Consider the following 17,280-nt stretch of genomic DNA (forward strand, 5'->3'; position numbering starts at 1 on the left):
AGACTTATCAGGGCAAAAATCAATCCCCCGAGCGTTAAGGCTTGGGGGATAGTTCTATAGGAGGGCTAGTTTAGTTCTCTTTTTTATTTTTTAGTAAGAAACCGAGACCAAGGAGCGTAAGGAGGCTGATTCCTGCAAATAGGAGTTTGTTTTCGTTTTTGATTCCTGTATTTGGAAGTTCAGCTTGTTTATCTGGGGTTGCAGGTATATTTTCCTTGCTAGAGCTTTCTACCGATTCGTTTCGAACCGCTTCTTTTACAGATGATGCTTGTGCTTCTTGTGCTGGTTGTTCAGCTTGTGAATCAGTTGTAGCTTGGCTAGGTTTATTTTCTGAATCAGCTACTGTTGCAGATGGTTTAGTAGAATCAGGTTTAGCTTGTGGAGCTGGGTCTTGATGTTCAGGCTTGGAAGGGGTTGAGTCTGGTTTCTCTTCTGCAGTTGACTCATGGCTAGTTCCATTTTGAGAGACTCGAAGAACAGTAGCTGTAAGGGCATTCAATTTCAAGCCTTTTTCAGTCCATTCAAGTCCTTTCGGGTTGGCAATTCCGACTGGTCCTGCTTGGTTCTCATCTGCCAAAACTTCAGCATTTCTTAGATGGGCAAAGGCAGTTCCCAAATTAAATTCGCGAGCTTTTTCGTCCGCATTGACAAAGACTGCGTAGATATCACCGTTTGGAGCAGTGATTTGGTAGCCAATCACTACATCCTCTTTTTCTACACCATTTTGGCCTGGAACAGTTATGAGGTGTACACGGTCTTTGATATCTTGGAGACTCTTAAGTCGGAAGGCATCTGTAGATTGACGAAGGGCAATCAAACCTTTCATGTAGTCACGGCTCTTGACATTTTCAGGATATGCTTTTCCATCTGTAGCCTTAGTCCAGTCAAACTTGTTGACTGCATCGCTAGAATCGTAAGAGTCATGGATGAAGTAAGGATAGTCAAACGGATTGCCATCCTTATCACGCAACAAGTGAGATTTGTTTGGTTGTTTGTCCTCTGCTACTGGAGTCTTGTAGGCTGGGTCACGGAATTGTTTAGTACGTCCATATTCCTGACCGGAGTGGATAAATGGAGTTCCTTGAGCTGTCAAGACCATGAGATTTCCAAGTCGTAAACGACGGTGGATTTCAGCATAGTTCTCAGCCTTGCTTGGGTCTTTTTTGATAGACTGGGCAATGATGTCAAAGAGGGTCAAGTTATCATGGGCTGCGATGTATTGGATGACATCTCCAGGACTGTCTGCTTCAAAGTTGGTTGGTTGAGCAATGAGATTTTTGAAGACAGTGTTGACATCACGCTTGCCACCTGTGATAAAGGCAGGTTGACCTTCGTTTGGATAACCAGATTTGAGGTTGTTACGGATGTCATCTGAAAAGACAGCGACAGTATCGGTATGTTTCATCCAATCTTGGTCAGCAGCTTTAGTAGGCATATTTTCATCACCAGCATAGGTTCTCCAACCTTCACCAAGCATGATTAGGTTTGGATTGAGGGCGCGTGCAGCCTTGTAAGCTTCTTCGATAGAAGCGGCGTCATGGTCTCCCATCATATCGAAACGGAAGCCATCCACTTTGTAGGTATCAACTAGATATTTGATAGAGTCAACTAGGATCCGTTTGCTCATATGGTGGGTTGTCCCCAAGCGTCCACCACCAAAGCTAGTTCGAGGTGTCCCATCAGCATCCATAAAGTGGTAGTAGTTTGGTTCTAAATCTTCAAAGAGATCGACTTTGGCTGTATGGTTATAAACTACGTCTAGGATAGCTCCCATGCCACGTTTGTGGATTTCGTTGATGAGGTTTTTAAATTCTGCGATTCGTTTTTCTGGATTCTTAGGATCGCTTGAGTACATACCAGTCAATGAGAAGTAGTTTTGAGGGTCATATCCCCAGTTGTAGTTGCTGTTGCTTGAAGCATAGTCAGACAAGCGTTCATGATTTTTCAATTCATTGACAAAGTAGTAAGACAAGACTGGAAGGAGCTGGATGTGGGTCACACCTAAGTCTTTGAGGTAGTCTAGTTTTTCAATAAAGGCTTCAAAGGTACCAAATGGTTTGGTCAAGTCTTTTGCAATGGCAGGATCTGAAGTGAAGTCACGCACATGAGCTTCGTAGATAACGGCATCTTCACGAGTCTTGAAGTTGTGAATCTTACCATAAGTTAAGTCTTGAGGTCCTAGTTTGGCTGGATCTACAAAGGCAGCTTTAGCCACTTTATGGGCATCGTCTGTTTTTGCAAGATCGCTGTTCCAAGCAGCGAGAGATTTAGCGTAAGGATCGAGTGCAAGAACAGTTTTCCCCTGACGCTCGATTTGGTATTGATAGTAGTATCCAGTGAAATCTGTGATTCCGAGTTTGTTTGTGCTATCTAGAGTTTGTTTCCAAGTTCCTCTTTCCCCTTTTTCAAGAGCGACAGTTCCAACCACTTTTTCAGGGTCATTCTTGTCGTAGACAACAACAGAAACCTTATCAGCACTTGGTGACCAAAGGGTCAAATCAACTTGTTTTCCTTCTTCTTTTAAGTCAGCTCCAAGTTTTCCATCATAGCTGTAAGTCTCATCTTTAAGACGCCAGCTTGTTTTGGTAGTGAATTTGTCAGAGTTGTAGCTAACGGTATAAGGATGTTTTGTGTCAGAGAAATCTCCGCTGTAGGTCACTTTCTTACCAGCCTCATCGATTGCAACATCGGTAATAGTTACCTTGTTTCCTAAGTGATTAGTGATGTTGGAGTGTTTGAGGATATCTTCTTTTTTGGCACCGACTAGTGTTGAAAAACTACTTTCAATGCTAGAAGTTCCTACGTGCTGAGCCCCTGTCATGCGGATATCATGGACATAGTATGGATTTGTGTAAATCGTTTCGTCATCATCTTTTAGGAAAATTTGGCTATGATTTTTCAAATCTGTGAACTTATAATCTTCTTTACGGATTTTCACGTCGTCTCCTTGTTTGCTCTCATCTAATAGTAAAAAGCCGAATTCTTTGGCGGCGTCCTTAAGAGGAATGTCGATATAGCGGCCATATTTGCCTGTAGCTGTAAAGTCTGTTCCGTCAGGCCATTGAGCGCTACTTGGATTTTTCACATCTCCCCAGTACCAGAGAGATTTCTTGTCATAGTTGCCATCTGTACGGTAGTAGTTGACACGAACAGTCCCTGCAGGTTGTGGCTCGTAAGAGAAAACCTTGTAATCTTGGTCTAACCAAGCCTCGTTCATTTTTGGAACTAGTTTTTCTACAGATTTATCGCCGGTTAGATTTTTTCCAGCTGTATTGTTGATGAGGAAGCTAATTTTCTTGGCTTCTTCTCCCTTTAATTTGACATCTAGGTAATAGCCGTAGTCATCTTTTTTGGCATCCTTGAAGGACAAGGCTCCGTTAGGCCAGTTTTCAGATGGTTTTTCAACATCGTCCCAAGTCCATAGTCCTTGAGCATCCTTGTTTTCTTCAGGAAGTTTTTTGACATGGATACGGAAGTAGTTGTCTTCGATGGGTTCTTCTGCCTTAGTTTCAGTTGCTACTGGACTAGTAGAAGTAGTTGGCTCATTTGAACGATCTTGTCCAGTTTGTGGTGCTGAATCGGCTGGAGTTGCAGCAGGAGTGGTTGCCTCTGTTGCAGGTTTTTCTTCTGTCTTCTCTAGGGAAGCGTTTGCATTTTCGGGTGAAGAAATATCACTTTCCTTCTTACCAGAGCCAGCTGCTGTATCAGTAAGAGGTTGGGCAAGGATGGTTGTATTTCCGTTGCTGGGTTCGTTAGTGGTTGTTGTACTTTCGTCGGCTGAGATAGTTGGCGTAGCCATAGCAAGTAGGACAAAGCTTGCGCCGATAAGGACAGAACCAGTTCCATTTTTGAGGGAACGGATGCTGTAGACCATTTTTTTCTCAGTTTGAGCTGGTGTTTTTCTCATGATGATTCTCCAATCAATAAATTTCTATACCAGTATAGCATGTAGTAAAACAATATGCAAGCGTTTTCCTTTGTTTGTAAAAGAAATTCTTACTTTTGAGAAGTTTTCCGTACTATTTTGTATATCAGTATAAATGATGGAGATAATACTCAATGAAAANNTTTCGAAGAGTATAAAAATGTCACATAAGACAAGACGTATTATTAGGAAGATGATGTGTTCCCAGCTATTTTTATTCAGAAATTGATCTCTAATATTTCTTTTAAAAAGCTCATCTAGTGAAACTATAAATAGGAAAAGAAAAAAGTTAGTGTTTTTCAAGTGTTATCTAGTTTCCAAACTATAGTATTTACTGGAAATCGAAAGAAAATATCAGAAAAATTCAGCAAACGTTTTCTTCTTATTTTCTTGACTTTTTTGCTGGTTTGTGCTTGACTTTTACTTGAAATTTGATAAACTATAGACAAATAGGAAAACGTATTCATTTAAAAACGGAGGAATAAGGAATGAATCAAGAAAAACGTTTGCATCGCTTTGTCAAAAAGTGTGGACTCGGTGTGTGCAGTGCTGTTGTTGCGGCCTTTTTATTGAACGCTCAGGGAGTAGCTTTGGCTACAGAGCAAGGGAATCGTCCAGTTGAGACAGAAAACATCGCTCGTGGAAAACAAGCTAGTCAAAGTTCTACTGCTTATGGAGGAGCTGCTACACGAGCAGTGGATGGTAATGTTGATAGTGACTATGGGCACCATTCTGTAACGCATACAAACTTTGAAGACAATGCTTGGTGGCAAGTTGATCTTGGAAAAACAGAGAATGTTGGAAAAGTTAAACTTTACAATCGTGGAGATGGGAATGTAGCTAATCGTCTTTCCAATTTTGATGTTGTTTTGTTAAATGAAGCAAAACAAGAAGTTGCTCGTCAACACTTTGATAGTTTGAATGGGAAGGCAGAACTTGAAGTTTTCTTCACCGCCAAAGACGCTCGTTATGTAAAAGTGGAGTTGAAAACTAAAAATACCCCATTGAGCTTGGCAGAAGTGGAAGTATTCCGTTCAGCAACAACTCAAGTTGGACAGGACAGAACCGCACCAGTAGTAAATCAAACATCAGCATTGAAAGACTACCTTTTTGGTTTAACTTATAATCCTTTGGATATTTTAACTCGCAAGGGAGAAACCTTAGAAAATCGCTACAACACAAGTGCTAAGGAACAAAATGGAGAGTTTGTCGTTGTAGAAAAAATCAAGAAAACCCTCTCTACAGGCACAGCAGATGTTTCCATCAATGGAAATCAAAATGTCTTCCTAGGTGGCTTGTATAAAGCCAACCAAAATCTGCTAGAAAATCAGCCAGAATTGATTAGTCTTGCCCGTGCAAAGGGGACAGTCAGCGTCGATTTACCTGGTATGATTCAGTCTGACAGCCGAATTGAAGCAGATCCTACAACTAGTGGTATGCAGTCTGCGATGAATACCTTGGTTGAAAGATGGACAAAGAATTACTCATCTAGCCATTCCGTTCCTGCCCGTGTTCAGTATGAATCAACTACAGCCTATAGCATGAACCAATTGAAAGCAAAATTTGGTGCAGACTTTGAAAAAGCAGGCGCACCGCTCAAGATTGACTTTGAGGCTGTGCAAAAGGGTGAAAAGCAAATTGAAGTTGTAAACTTTAAACAAATCTACTATACAGCGACATTTGATGCACCGACCAATCCAGCAGCTGTATTTGACAAGAGTGTAACACCTGAAGATTTAAAACAAAGAGGCGTTGATTCACAAACTCCACCTGTATATGTATCAAACGTTTCTTACGGACGTCAAATCTATGTTAAGTTTGAGTCAACAAGTAAGTCTACTGAATTAAAAGCAGCTATCAATGCGGTTATCAAAGGCGCAACAATTGCTCCAAATTCTGAATGGAGCCGTCTATTGAAGAATACTTCTGTAACAGCGGTAATTGTAGGAGGTAATGCTAGCGGTGCCGCCAAAGTTGTCACAGGAACAGTCGAAAACTTGAAGGAACTCATCAGAGAAGGAGCTAACTTTAGCGCTCAAAGTCCAGCTGTGCCAATCTCATATAAGACTGCCTTCCTAAAAGATAATGCCCAAGCAACTTTACAAAATAGTACAGACTATATCGAAACGAAAGTTACTTCTTACAAAAATGGCTTCTTGAAACTTCATCATAAGGGTGCTTATGTTGCGCGTTACTACATCTATTGGGATGAAATTACATATGATGAACAAGGAAATCCAGAAATCCGTTCACGTCAATGGGAAGATAACGGAAAAAACAGAACTTCAGGCTTCCAAACAGAGATTCAATTTAAAGGAAATGTCCGTAATCTTCGCATCAAGGTTCAAGAAAAGACGGGTCTTGTATGGGAACCATGGCGTACAGTTTACAACCGCACAGACTTACCACTAGTACAACAGCGTACAATTACACATTGGGGAACAACTCTAAACCCTAAAGTTGATGAAAAAATTGTGAATGAGTAACGATTTGATTTACTTGATTCGATAGTAAATAGTGAAGAGGAGGAACTTCGATTTCTCCTCTTTTATGATTGACTTTTGAGAGAATGAAAAGGGTAACTTCTATAGCAGATTGAAACTAGAATAGTACGTTGTTGCTATTAAAACATTTCTAGAAATTAAGTTGACTTTCCTAATAGATTTGTTCATGTCTTATTTCAATTCAATATAAAACTAACTTCCAGTTTTCCACAACCTAGCCTTTAGTATGAGAAAAACGCGTTGTTACAGACATAAGGAGCTTTTTGAGAAGTGGGCAATCCGTGCAATCAGATTTGACGGATGTTGGATGCATGATGCGATTGTGCTTAATTTCCTTTGAAATCGTTGACGGGCCTTTTCCCATATTCTCAACGATGGAACGGAAAGTCTCATACTTAATTCCACCATAAAAATCCGTTTTAGACTAATTTCCACTTCGGTCAGGCAAGTGGAAGTTACTTTGAGAACTTACGATTAACAATAAAAAAGAAAAATATCTTGACAAGCAAGGGGAAATTTTGTTACAATAATAGACGGTACTTTTTACTTTTGGTCTCTCAAGAGTGTACAGGGACGTGCTGACAAATGTTGCAAAAGTACACACAGATGATAGCTGTCACCAAGTGTATCATCACCAAAAATAAAAAAACACAGGAGAATGTAGATGCCTACAATTAACCAATTGGTTCGCAAACCGCGTAAATCAAAAGTAGAAAAATCTAAATCACCAGCTTTGAACGTTGGTTACAACAGTCATAAAAAAGTTCAAACAAACGTTTCTTCACCACAAAAACGTGGTGTTGCAACTCGTGTTGGAACAATGACACCTAAAAAACCTAACTCAGCCCTTCGTAAATTCGCTCGTGTACGTTTGAGCAATCTTATCGAAGTTACTGCCTACATCCCAGGTATCGGACACAACTTGCAAGAGCACAGCGTGGTTCTTCTTCGTGGTGGACGTGTAAAAGACCTTCCAGGGGTACGTTACCATATCGTCCGTGGTGCACTTGATACTGCAGGTGTTAACGATCGTAAACAAGGCCGTTCTAAATACGGTACTAAACGTCCAAAAGCATAAGGAAAGGGGATAAAGAGAAATGAGTCGTAAAAATAGAGCTCCAAAACGTGACGTATTGCCAGATCCGCTTTACAATTCACAATTAGTTACTCGTCTTATCAACCGCGTTATGCTTGATGGTAAACGTGGTACAGCTGCTTCAATCGTTTACGGTGCCTTTGAGCAAATCAAAGAAGCTACTGGCAACGATGCACTTGAAGTATTTGAAACAGCTATGGAAAACATCATGCCTGTACTTGAAGTACGTGCACGTCGTGTTGGTGGTTCTAACTACCAAGTCCCAGTTGAAGTTCGTCCAGAACGTCGTACAACACTTGGACTTCGTTGGTTGGTAACAATCGCTCGTCTTCGTGGTGAACACACAATGCAAGACCGTCTTGCAAAAGAAATCTTGGATGCTGCTAACAACACTGGTGCAGCTGTTAAGAAACGTGAAGACACTCACCGTATGGCTGAAGCTAACCGTGCATTCGCACACTTCCGTTGGTAAGATTAAGATACTAAGGGCGTTAAAAAAGCGACTGAAAATTAGGAAGCTTGACGAAGAATCGAAGATTCTAGGAGAGCTTATCTATTTTCCGAGCTTTTAGCCCGGGTTCAAATTAGCTAAATCGATTAGTATTAGCTATAACTCAACTTACCAGCTCGTAAGTTGAAACCAACAATAGCATGAAAACATTGAGAACGGGTAGGTCCTGCCTATCCGTTTTTATTAAAATCGTGTTATAATAGAATAGAAATCAAAAATAAATAGGAGAAACAAACCTCATGGCACGCGAATTTTCACTTGAAAAAACTCGTAATATCGGTATCATGGCTCACGTCGATGCTGGTAAAACAACAACTACTGAGCGTATTCTTTACTACACTGGTAAAATCCACAAAATCGGTGAAACTCACGAAGGTGCGTCACAAATGGACTGGATGGAGCAAGAGCAAGAGCGTGGTATCACTATCACATCTGCTGCGACAACAGCTCAATGGAACAACCACCGCGTAAACATCATCGACACACCAGGACACGTGGACTTCACAATCGAAGTACAACGTTCTCTTCGTGTATTGGATGGTGCGGTTACCGTTCTTGACTCACAATCAGGTGTTGAGCCTCAAACTGAAACAGTTTGGCGTCAAGCAACTGAGTATGGAGTTCCACGTATCGTATTTGCCAACAAAATGGACAAAATCGGTGCTGACTTCCTTTACTCTGTAAGCACACTTCACGATCGTCTTCAAGCAAACGCACACCCAATCCAATTGCCAATCGGTTCTGAAGATGACTTCCGTGGTATCATTGACTTGATCAAGATGAAAGCTGAAATCTATACTAACGACCTTGGTACGGATATCCTTGAAGAAGACATCCCAGCTGAATACCTTGACCAAGCTCAAGAATACCGTGAAAAATTGATTGAAGCAGTTGCTGAAACTGACGAAGAATTGATGATGAAATACCTCGAAGGTGAAGAAATCACCAACGAAGAATTGAAAGCTGGTATCCGTAAAGCGACTATCAACGTTGAATTCTTCCCAGTATTGTGTGGTTCAGCCTTCAAAAACAAAGGTGTTCAATTGATGCTTGATGCGGTTATCGACTACCTTCCAAGCCCACTTGACATCCCAGCAATCAAAGGTATTAACCCAGATACAGACGCTGAAGAAACTCGTCCAGCATCTGACGAAGAGCCATTTGCAGCTCTTGCCTTCAAGATCATGACTGACCCATTCGTAGGTCGTTTGACATTCTTCCGTGTTTACTCAGGTGTTCTTCAATCAGGTTCATACGTATTGAATACTTCTAAAGGTAAACGTGAACGTATCGGACGTATCCTTCAAATGCACGCTAACAGCCGTCAAGAAATCGACACTGTTTACTCAGGTGATATCGCTGCTGCCGTTGGTTTGAAAGATACTACAACTGGTGACTCATTGACAGATGAAAAAGCTAAAATCATCCTTGAGTCAATCAACGTTCCAGAACCAGTTATCCAATTGATGGTTGAGCCAAAATCTAAAGCTGACCAAGACAAGATGGGTATCGCCCTTCAAAAATTGGCTGAAGAAGATCCAACATTCCGCGTTGAAACAAACGTTGAAACTGGTGAAACAGTTATCTCAGGTATGGGTGAACTTCACCTTGACGTCCTTGTTGACCGTATGCGTCGTGAGTTCAAAGTTGAAGCGAACGTAGGTGCTCCTCAAGTATCTTACCGTGAAACATTCCGCGCTTCTACTCAAGCACGTGGATTCTTCAAACGTCAGTCTGGTGGTAAAGGTCAATTTGGTGATGTATGGATTGAATTTACTCCAAACGAAGAAGGTAAAGGATTCGAATTCGAAAACGCAATCGTCGGTGGTGTGGTTCCTCGTGAATTTATCCCAGCGGTTGAAAAAGGTTTGGTAGAATCTATGGCTAACGGTGTTCTTGCAGGTTACCCAATGGTTGACGTTAAAGCTAAACTTTACGATGGTTCATACCACGATGTCGACTCATCTGAAACTGCCTTCAAGATCGCGGCTTCACTTGCCCTTAAAGAAGCTGCTAAATCAGCACAACCAGCTATCCTTGAGCCAATGATGCTTGTAACTATCACTGTTCCAGAAGAAAACCTCGGTGATGTTATGGGTCACGTAACTGCTCGTCGTGGACGTGTAGATGGTATGGAAGCACATGGTAACAGCCAAATCGTTCGTGCTTACGTTCCACTTGCTGAAATGTTCGGTTACGCAACAGTTCTTCGTTCTGCATCTCAAGGACGTGGTACATTCATGATGGTATTTGACCACTACGAAGATGTACCTAAGTCAGTACAAGAAGAAATTATTAAGAAAAACAAAGGTGAAGACTAATCTGTCCTCACTCTAGAAGGAAGTCACTTAGTGGCTTCCTTTTGTCTTTAGAAAATACCTCTAAATATGGTAAAATAGTAGGAGAATAATGTGAGGAAAATGAATGTCAAACAGTTTTGAAATTTTGATGAATCAACTGGGGATGTCTGCTGAAATGAGACAGGATCCTGCTTTATTACAGGCTGATATTGAGCGAGTTGTGGTTCATAAAATTAGTAAGGTATGGGAGTTTCATTTCGTATTTTCTAATATTTTACCGATTGAAATCTTTTTAGAATTAAAGAAAGGTTTAAGCGAAGAATTTTCTAAGACAGGCAATAAAGCTGTTTTTGAGATCAAGGCTCTGTCTCAAGAATTTTCAAATCAGCTCTTGCAGGCCTATTATAGAGAAGCTTTTTCTGAAGGGCCATGTGCTAGTCAAGGTTTTAAATCTCTTTATCAGAATTTGCAAGTTCGTGCTGAGGGCAATCAACTCTTTATTGAGGGTTCAGAGGCGATTGATAAGGAACATTTTAAGAAGAATCATCTTCCTAATTTAGCGAAACAACTTGAACAATTTGGCTTTCCAACTTTTAATTGTCAAGTAGAGAAAAATGATGTGCTGACCCAAGAGCAGGAAGAGGCCTTTCATGCTGAAAATGAGCAGATTGTTCAAGCGGCCAATGAGGAAGCGCTCCGTGCTATGGAACAACTGGAACAGATGGCACCTCCTCCAGCGGAAGAGAAACCAGCCTTTGATTTTCAAGCAAAAAAAGCTGCAGCTAAACCGAAGTTAGACAAGGCGGAGATTACTCCTATGATTGAAGTGACGACGGAGGAAAATCGTCTGGTCTTTGAAGGGGTTGTGTTTGATGTAGAGCAAAAAGTGACCAGAACAGGGCGTGTTTTGATCAACTTTAAAATGACGGACTACACTTCAAGTTTTTCTATGCAAAAGTGGGTTAAGAACGAGGAAGAGGCTCAGAAGTTTGATTTAATTAAGAAGAATTCTTGGCTCCGAGTTCGTGGGAATGTGGAGATGAATAACTTCACACGCGATTTGACTATGAACGTGCAGGATGTGCAGGAAGTTGTTCACTATGAGCGGAAGGATTTGATGCCAGAAGGTGAGCGTCGGGTTGAGTTTCATGCTCATACTAATATGTCGACCATGGATGCTTTGCCAGAGGTCGAAGAGATTGTTGCGACAGCTGCTAAGTGGGGACACAAGGCGGTTGCCATCACGGATCATGGAAATGTCCAGTCCTTCCCACATGGCTATAAGGCGGCTAAGAAAGCGGGAATTCAGCTAATCTATGGAATGGAAGCCAATATCGTGGAGGACCGCGTCCCTATCGTCTATAACGAAGTGGAGCTGGACTTGTCAGAAGCGACCTACGTGGTTTTTGACGTGGAAACGACAGGACTTTCAGCTATCTATAATGATTTGATTCAGGTTGCAGCCTCTAAGATGTACAAGGGGAATATCATTGCCGAATTTGATGAATTTATCAATCCCGGGCATCCCTTGTCAGCCTTTACTACTGAGTTGACTGGAATTACAGATGATCATGTCAAAAATGCCAAACCACTAGAACAAGTTCTGCAAGAATTCCAAGAATTCTGCAAGGATACAGTTTTAGTTGCCCATAATGCTACCTTTGACGTTGGCTTTATGAATGCCAACTATGAGCGTCATGGTCTTCCAAGGATTAGCCAACCAGTTATTGATACGCTGGAGTTTGCTAGAAATCTCTATCCTGAGTATAAACGCCATGGTTTGGGGCCTTTGACCAAGCGTTTTGGTGTGGCCCTAGAACATCACCATATGGCTAACTACGATGCGGAAGCGACAGGTCGTCTGCTCTTTATCTTTATCAAAGAGGTAGCAGAAAAATATGGTGTGACCGATTTAGCTAGACTTAACATTGATTTGATTAGTCCAGATTCTTATAAAAAAGCTCGAATCAAGCATGCGACCATCTATGTCAAGAATCAAGTGGGGCTGAAGAATATCTTTAAGCTGGTTTCTTTGTCTAACACTAAGTACTTTGAAGGGGTGCCACGAATTCCGAGAACGGTTTTAGATGCCCATCGAGAGGGCTTGATTTTAGGATCAGCCTGTGCAGAAGGCGAAGTTTTTGATGCGGTCGTTTCTCAAGGTGTGGATGCGGCGGTTGAGGTGGCTAAGTATTATGACTTTATCGAGGTTATGCCACCTGCTATCTATGCTCCCTTGATTGCCAAGGAGCAGGTCAAGGATATGGAGGAACTCCAGACCATTATCAAGAGTTTGATAGAGGTTGGAGACCGCCTTGGCAAGCCTGTTCTGGCTACGGGGAATGTCCACTATATCGAACCAGAAGAAGAGATTTACCGTGAAATTATCGTCCGTAGTTTGGGACAGGGTGCGATGATTAACCGAACTATCGGTCATGGTGAACATGCCCAACCCGCTCCTCTTCCCAAGGCTCATTTTCGAACGACTAATGAGATGTTGGATGAATTTGCCTTCTTGGGAGAGGAACTGGCTCGTAAACTGGTTATTGAAAACACCAATGCCTTGGCAGAAACCTTTGAGCCTGTTGAGGTTGTTAAGGGGGACTTGTACACGCCTTTCATTGACAAGGCGGAAGAAACGGTCGCTGAGCTAACCTACAAGAAAGCTTTTGAGATTTATGGAAATCCGTTGCCTGATATCGTTGATTTGCGAATTGAAAAAGAATTAACATCCATACTGGGGAATGGATTTGCTGTTATCTATCTAGCTTCCCAGATGTTGGTGCAACGCTCCAATGAACGGGGCTATTTGGTGGGTTCTCGTGGATCTGTCGGATCTAGTTTCGTTGCGACTATGATTGGGATTACAGAGGTTAATCCTCTCTCTCCACACTATGTCTGTGGTCAGTGTCAGTATAGCGAGTTTATCACAGACGGTTCTTACGGTTCAGGTTTTGATATGCCCAATAAGAACTGTCCAAACTGTGGTCATAAACTCAGCAAAAATGGGCAGGATATTCCGTTTGAGACCTTCCTAGGTTTTGATGGGGACAAGGTTCCCGATATTGACTTGAACTTCTCGGGAGAAGATCAGCCTAGCGCCCACTTGGATGTGCGTGATATCTTTGGTGAAGAATATGCCTTCCGTGCAGGAACAGTTGGTACAGTAGCTGCCAAGACCGCTTATGGATTTGTCAAGGGCTATGAGAGAGATTATGGCAAGTTTTATCGTGATGCAGAGGTGGAACGTTTAGCCCAGGGAGCTGCTGGTGTCAAGCGGACAACAGGCCAACACCCGGGGGGAATCGTTGTTATTCCGAACTACATGGATGTTTACGACTTTACGCCTGTCCAGTATCCAGCGGATGATGTGACGGCTGAATGGCAAACGACTCACTTTAACTTCCATGATATCGACGAGAACGTCCTCAAACTCGATGTACTGGGACATGATGATCCGACCATGATTCGAAAACTTCAGGATTTGTCTGGTATTGACCCTAATAAAATTCCTATGGATGACGAAGGTGTGATGGCTCTCTTTTCTGGGACTGATGTGCTAGGGGTAACACCTGAACAAATTGGAACGCCTACGGGTATGTTGGGGATTCCAGAATTTGGAACCAACTTTGTCCGAGGGATGGTCGATGAGACGCATCCGACGACTTTTGCGGAGTTGCTACAGCTCTCAGGTCTATCCCACGGTACCGACGTTTGGCTGGGCAATGCTCAAGATCTGATTAAGCAAGGAATAGCAGACCTATCGACTGTTATCGGTTGTCGGGACGACATCATGGTTTACCTCATGCATGCTGGTCTCGAACCTAAGATGGCCTTTACTATCATGGAACGGGTACGCAAGGGCTTGTGGCTGAAGATTTCCGAAGAGGAGCGAAATGGCTACATCGAAGCCATGAAGGCCAATAAGGTACCAGAGTGGTATATCGAGTCCTGTGGGAAAATTAAGTACATGTTCCCTAAAGCCCATGCGGCAGCCTACGTTATGATGGCCTTGCGTGTAGCTTACTTCAAGGTTCATCATCCCATTTATTACTACTGTGCTTACTTCTCAATCCGCGCTAAGGCTTTTGATATCAAGACTATGGGTGCAGGCTTGGATGCTATCAAGCGCAGAATGGAAGAAATCTCTGAAAAACGGAAGAACAACGAAGCCTCTAATGTGGAAATCGATCTCTATACAACTCTTGAGATTGTCAATGAGATGTGGGAACGAGGTTTCAAGTTTGGCAAATTAGATCTCTACCGTAGTCAGGCGACAGAGTTCCTCATCGACGGGGATACCCTTATCCCACCATTTGTAGCAATGGATGGTCTGGGAGAGAACGTTGCTAAGCAGTTGGTGCGAGCGCGTGAAGAGGGAGAATTCCTCTCTAAAACAGAACTCCGCAAACGCGGTGGCCTCTCATCAACCTTGGTTGAAAAGATGGATGAAATGGGCATTCTCGGCAATATGCCAGAGGATAACCAGTTGAGCTTGTTTGATGATTTGTTTTAATAGTTTGAAATGTCTTGTGTAGGTTTGAGGTTGTATCATGATGGAAAAGAAAAAAAGAGCAACACCCTGGAAACCAGGGAAAGTTATTTCCATAAGTTTGCGAAATGGCGTTTACGTATTAGCACAAATGGTGCGTGATCCCTATCTGGTATTTTTCAACCATTTTAACGAGGAAAATAATTGGAAGGGAGTGACCTTGAAAGAGGAGGATATCCTCTTTTGTAAGGCTGTTACTCGCCAGTTTCTACGCTATAGTCCTGTAGCGATTGTCAAAGAAGTTACCCCCCTGTTAAATTATGAACTGCCTAAAGAATGGATTTATAGCCATATTGGAGGGCATCCTATTACTGTTTCGGTAAAGGGAAGGGAGCGCCAACTTGCTGGTTTTGGTAGACGTTGTTCTTTGGTTCTGGCGGATAAAGACAGTGGACTACCAGAAGATAATCCACTTATGGGACTCTTCCAATCCTATATCATATCAGATATCAAAGAACAGGATTGGGATCGGGTAGGTCAGGCTGAACTTATGTCTATTGAAGTATTTCCAACACTCAACGAACGTCTCTATCTTTGCTTTCTTTATGGGAAAAATATAAATCCAGAACAAGATATCTCTTTAGGAAAGCCTCTGCCTGATGACTATGAAACCTATATAGATATCCTCACAAATAGTCCAGAGGCACGACGCCTCTACCTAGGAGAGCATGAAGAATAAGAAAGGACATTTCATAAAACTAAGAATTTTTGCGGAAGATAAGCCGGCTGAGAAGGTCTTTGAATATCAATTAGAGCTTGCTGATCAGACAATTCTTCTATCAACAGCACTCTTGTCAAGTGCTATTGATTTAGCAGGATTATTCTCTGCTTTGAAAGAAAAATAAAAATAGAAAAGAGAAAACAATATGGTTTTACCAAATTTCAAAGAAAATCTAGAAAAATATGCGAAATTGTTGGTTGCGAACGGAATTAACGTGCAGCCTGGGCACACTTTGGCTCTCTCAATCGATGTGGAGCAACGCGAGTTGGCGCATTTGATTGTGAAAGAAGCCTATGCTTTGGGTGCGCATGAGGTTATCGTTCAGTGGACAGATGATGTCATTAACCGTGAGAAATTTCTCCATGCGCCGACGGAGCGTTTGGACAATGTGCCAGAATACAAGATTGCTGAAATGAACTATCTCTTGGAGAACAAGGCTAGCCGTCTTGGAGTTCGTTCATCTGATCCAGGTGCCTTGAACGGAGTGGATGCTGACAAGCTTTCAGCTTCTGCTAAAGCTATGGGACTTGCCATGAAGCCTATGCGTATCGCAACTCAATCTAACAAGGTTAGCTGGACTGTAGCAGCTGCAGCAGGACTTGAGTGGGCTAAGAAAGTCTTCCCAAATGCTGCGAGCGACGAAGAAGCAGTTGATTTCCTTTGGGACCAAATTTTCAAAACTTGTCGTGTCTATGAAGCAGATCCTGTTAAGGCTTGGGAGGAACATGCAGCTATCCTCAAGAGCAAGGCAGATATGCTTAATAAAGAACAATTTTCAGCCCTTCACTACACAGCGCCAGGAACAGATTTAACACTTGGTTTGCCAAAGAACCACGTTTGGGAATCAGCTGGTGCTGTTAATGCGCAGGGCGAAGGATTCTTGCCAAATATGCCGACAGAGGAAGTCTTTACAGCACCTGACTTCCGTCGTGCAGATGGTTATGTAACGTCTACAAAACCGCTTAGTTATAACGGAAATATTATCGAAGGAATTAAAGTAACCTTTAAGGATGGACAAATTGTGGATATCACTGCAGAAAAAGGCGATCAGGTCATGAAAGACCTTGTCTTCGAAAATGCGGGTGCGCGTGCCTTGGGTGAATGTGCCTTGGTACCAGATCCAAGCCCAATTTCTCAGTCAGGCATTACCTTCTTTAATACCCTTTTCGATGAGAATGCCTCAAACCACTTGGCGATTGGTGCAGCCTATGCTACTAGCGTAGTTGGTGGAGCGGAGATGAGCGAAGAGGAGCTTGAAGCTGCGGGGCTTAACCGTTCAGATGTTCACGTAGACTTTATGATTGGATCTAGTCAAATGGATATCGATGGTATCCGTGAGGATGGGACACGTGTACCACTCTTCCGTAAGGGAGATTGGGCAAATTAAGGAGATAATATGTTAGGAAGTATGTTCGTTGGTCTCCTAGTGGGATTTTTAGCAGGTACTCTAACCAATCGTGGAGAGCGAATGGGTTGCTTTGGGAAAATGTTTCTCGGTTGGATTGGTGCCTTTATAGGGCATTTGCTTTTTGGGACTTGGGGACCGATAATAGCAGGAACTGCCATTATTCCGGCAGTACTAGGTTCCATGATTGTCTTAGCGATTTTTTGGAGACGAGGAAGTTAATTTCCTAAATCTGATACTCAATGACAATCAAAGAGCAAACTAGG

The 17,280-nt window shown here is 42.3% G+C and carries 10 protein-coding genes and 1 pseudogene; 9 read left to right on the forward strand and 2 right to left on the reverse strand.

Annotated elements, in window-relative coordinates:
• Positions 1 to 70: 70 nt before the first annotated feature.
• Positions 71 to 3,907, reverse strand: coding sequence for an LPXTG-anchored pullulanase SpuA (gene spuA, locus HT723_RS00200; protein WP_172934407.1), 3,837 nt, complete (start codon positions 3,905 to 3,907; stop codon positions 71 to 73).
• A gap of 506 nt (positions 3,908 to 4,413) precedes the next feature.
• Here spuA and HT723_RS00205 point away from each other — a divergent pair.
• Positions 4,414 to 6,411, forward strand: coding sequence for a thiol-activated cytolysin family protein (locus HT723_RS00205; protein ID WP_166730957.1), 1,998 nt, complete (start codon positions 4,414 to 4,416; stop codon positions 6,409 to 6,411).
• Between the two features lie 257 nt (positions 6,412 to 6,668).
• Here the strand turns inward: HT723_RS00205 and HT723_RS00210 are convergent.
• Positions 6,669 to 6,829 (reverse strand): annotated as a pseudogene (locus HT723_RS00210) (helix-turn-helix domain-containing protein); the annotation flags it as partial.
• A 264-nt stretch (positions 6,830 to 7,093) separates the two neighbouring features.
• Between HT723_RS00210 and rpsL the strand changes: the two are divergent.
• The 8 genes from rpsL to HT723_RS00250 all read left to right on the forward strand — a co-directional run bounded on the left by rpsL (position 7,094) and on the right by HT723_RS00250 (position 17,236).
• Positions 7,094 to 7,507, forward strand: a complete 414-nt coding sequence (gene rpsL / locus HT723_RS00215; RefSeq protein ID WP_001142332.1) for a 30S ribosomal protein S12 — start codon at positions 7,094 to 7,096, stop codon at positions 7,505 to 7,507.
• Between the two features lie 19 nt (positions 7,508 to 7,526).
• Entirely contained in the window at positions 7,527 to 7,997 is a 471-nt protein-coding gene (gene rpsG / locus HT723_RS00220; protein WP_000087873.1) for a 30S ribosomal protein S7, read from the forward strand.
• A gap of 278 nt (positions 7,998 to 8,275) precedes the next feature.
• Complete coding sequence (gene fusA / locus HT723_RS00225; protein WP_000090345.1) at positions 8,276 to 10,357, forward strand: elongation factor G; 2,082 nt, start codon at positions 8,276 to 8,278, stop codon at positions 10,355 to 10,357.
• 103 nt (positions 10,358 to 10,460) lie between these two features.
• Positions 10,461 to 14,852 carry a PolC-type DNA polymerase III gene (locus HT723_RS00230; protein WP_172934408.1) on the forward strand — a complete coding sequence of 1,464 codons (4,392 nt, stop codon included), beginning with the start codon at positions 10,461 to 10,463 and terminating at the stop codon, positions 14,850 to 14,852.
• A gap of 37 nt (positions 14,853 to 14,889) precedes the next feature.
• Complete coding sequence (locus tag HT723_RS00235) at positions 14,890 to 15,567, forward strand: hypothetical protein (protein ID WP_138705684.1); 678 nt, start codon at positions 14,890 to 14,892, stop codon at positions 15,565 to 15,567.
• On the forward strand, positions 15,557 to 15,733 hold the full coding sequence (locus tag HT723_RS00240) for a hypothetical protein (protein WP_172934400.1): 177 nt from the start codon (positions 15,557 to 15,559) through the stop codon (positions 15,731 to 15,733). Before HT723_RS00235 ends, HT723_RS00240 begins: the two co-directional genes overlap by 11 nt.
• Before the next feature lie 21 nt (positions 15,734 to 15,754).
• The gene (locus HT723_RS00245) at positions 15,755 to 16,996 is read left to right on the forward strand and encodes an aminopeptidase (protein ID WP_172934409.1); all 1,242 of its coding nucleotides are present in this window, start codon (positions 15,755 to 15,757) and stop codon (positions 16,994 to 16,996) included.
• A gap of 9 nt (positions 16,997 to 17,005) precedes the next feature.
• Entirely contained in the window at positions 17,006 to 17,236 is a 231-nt protein-coding gene (locus tag HT723_RS00250; protein WP_000901572.1) for a GlsB/YeaQ/YmgE family stress response membrane protein, read from the forward strand.
• Positions 17,237 to 17,280 lie beyond the last annotated feature (44 nt).

It is taken from the genome of Streptococcus sp. 2106 (assembly GCF_013277315.1).
Lineage (GTDB): Bacteria > Bacillota > Bacilli > Lactobacillales > Streptococcaceae > Streptococcus > Streptococcus pseudopneumoniae.

Bases quoted from the DNA above. Each gene is read 5' to 3' on its own strand.
- fusA (WP_000090345.1), top strand. From the start codon at position 8,276: ATGGCACGCGAATTTTCACTTGAAAAAACTCGTAATATCGGTATCATG.
- HT723_RS00205 (WP_166730957.1), top strand. From the start codon at position 4,414: ATGAATCAAGAAAAACGTTTGCATCGCTTTGTCAAAAAGTGTGGACTC.
- HT723_RS00250 (WP_000901572.1), top strand. From the start codon at position 17,006: ATGTTAGGAAGTATGTTCGTTGGTCTCCTAGTGGGATTTTTAGCAGGT.
- HT723_RS00235 (WP_138705684.1), top strand. From the start codon at position 14,890: ATGATGGAAAAGAAAAAAAGAGCAACACCCTGGAAACCAGGGAAAGTT.
- HT723_RS00240 (WP_172934400.1), top strand. From the start codon at position 15,557: ATGAAGAATAAGAAAGGACATTTCATAAAACTAAGAATTTTTGCGGAA.
- HT723_RS00230 (WP_172934408.1), top strand. From the start codon at position 10,461: ATGTCAAACAGTTTTGAAATTTTGATGAATCAACTGGGGATGTCTGCT.
- rpsG (WP_000087873.1), top strand. From the start codon at position 7,527: ATGAGTCGTAAAAATAGAGCTCCAAAACGTGACGTATTGCCAGATCCG.
- rpsL (WP_001142332.1), top strand. From the start codon at position 7,094: ATGCCTACAATTAACCAATTGGTTCGCAAACCGCGTAAATCAAAAGTA.
- HT723_RS00245 (WP_172934409.1), top strand. From the start codon at position 15,755: ATGGTTTTACCAAATTTCAAAGAAAATCTAGAAAAATATGCGAAATTG.
- spuA (WP_172934407.1), bottom strand. From the start codon at position 3,907: ATGAGAAAAACACCAGCTCAAACTGAGAAAAAAATGGTCTACAGCATC.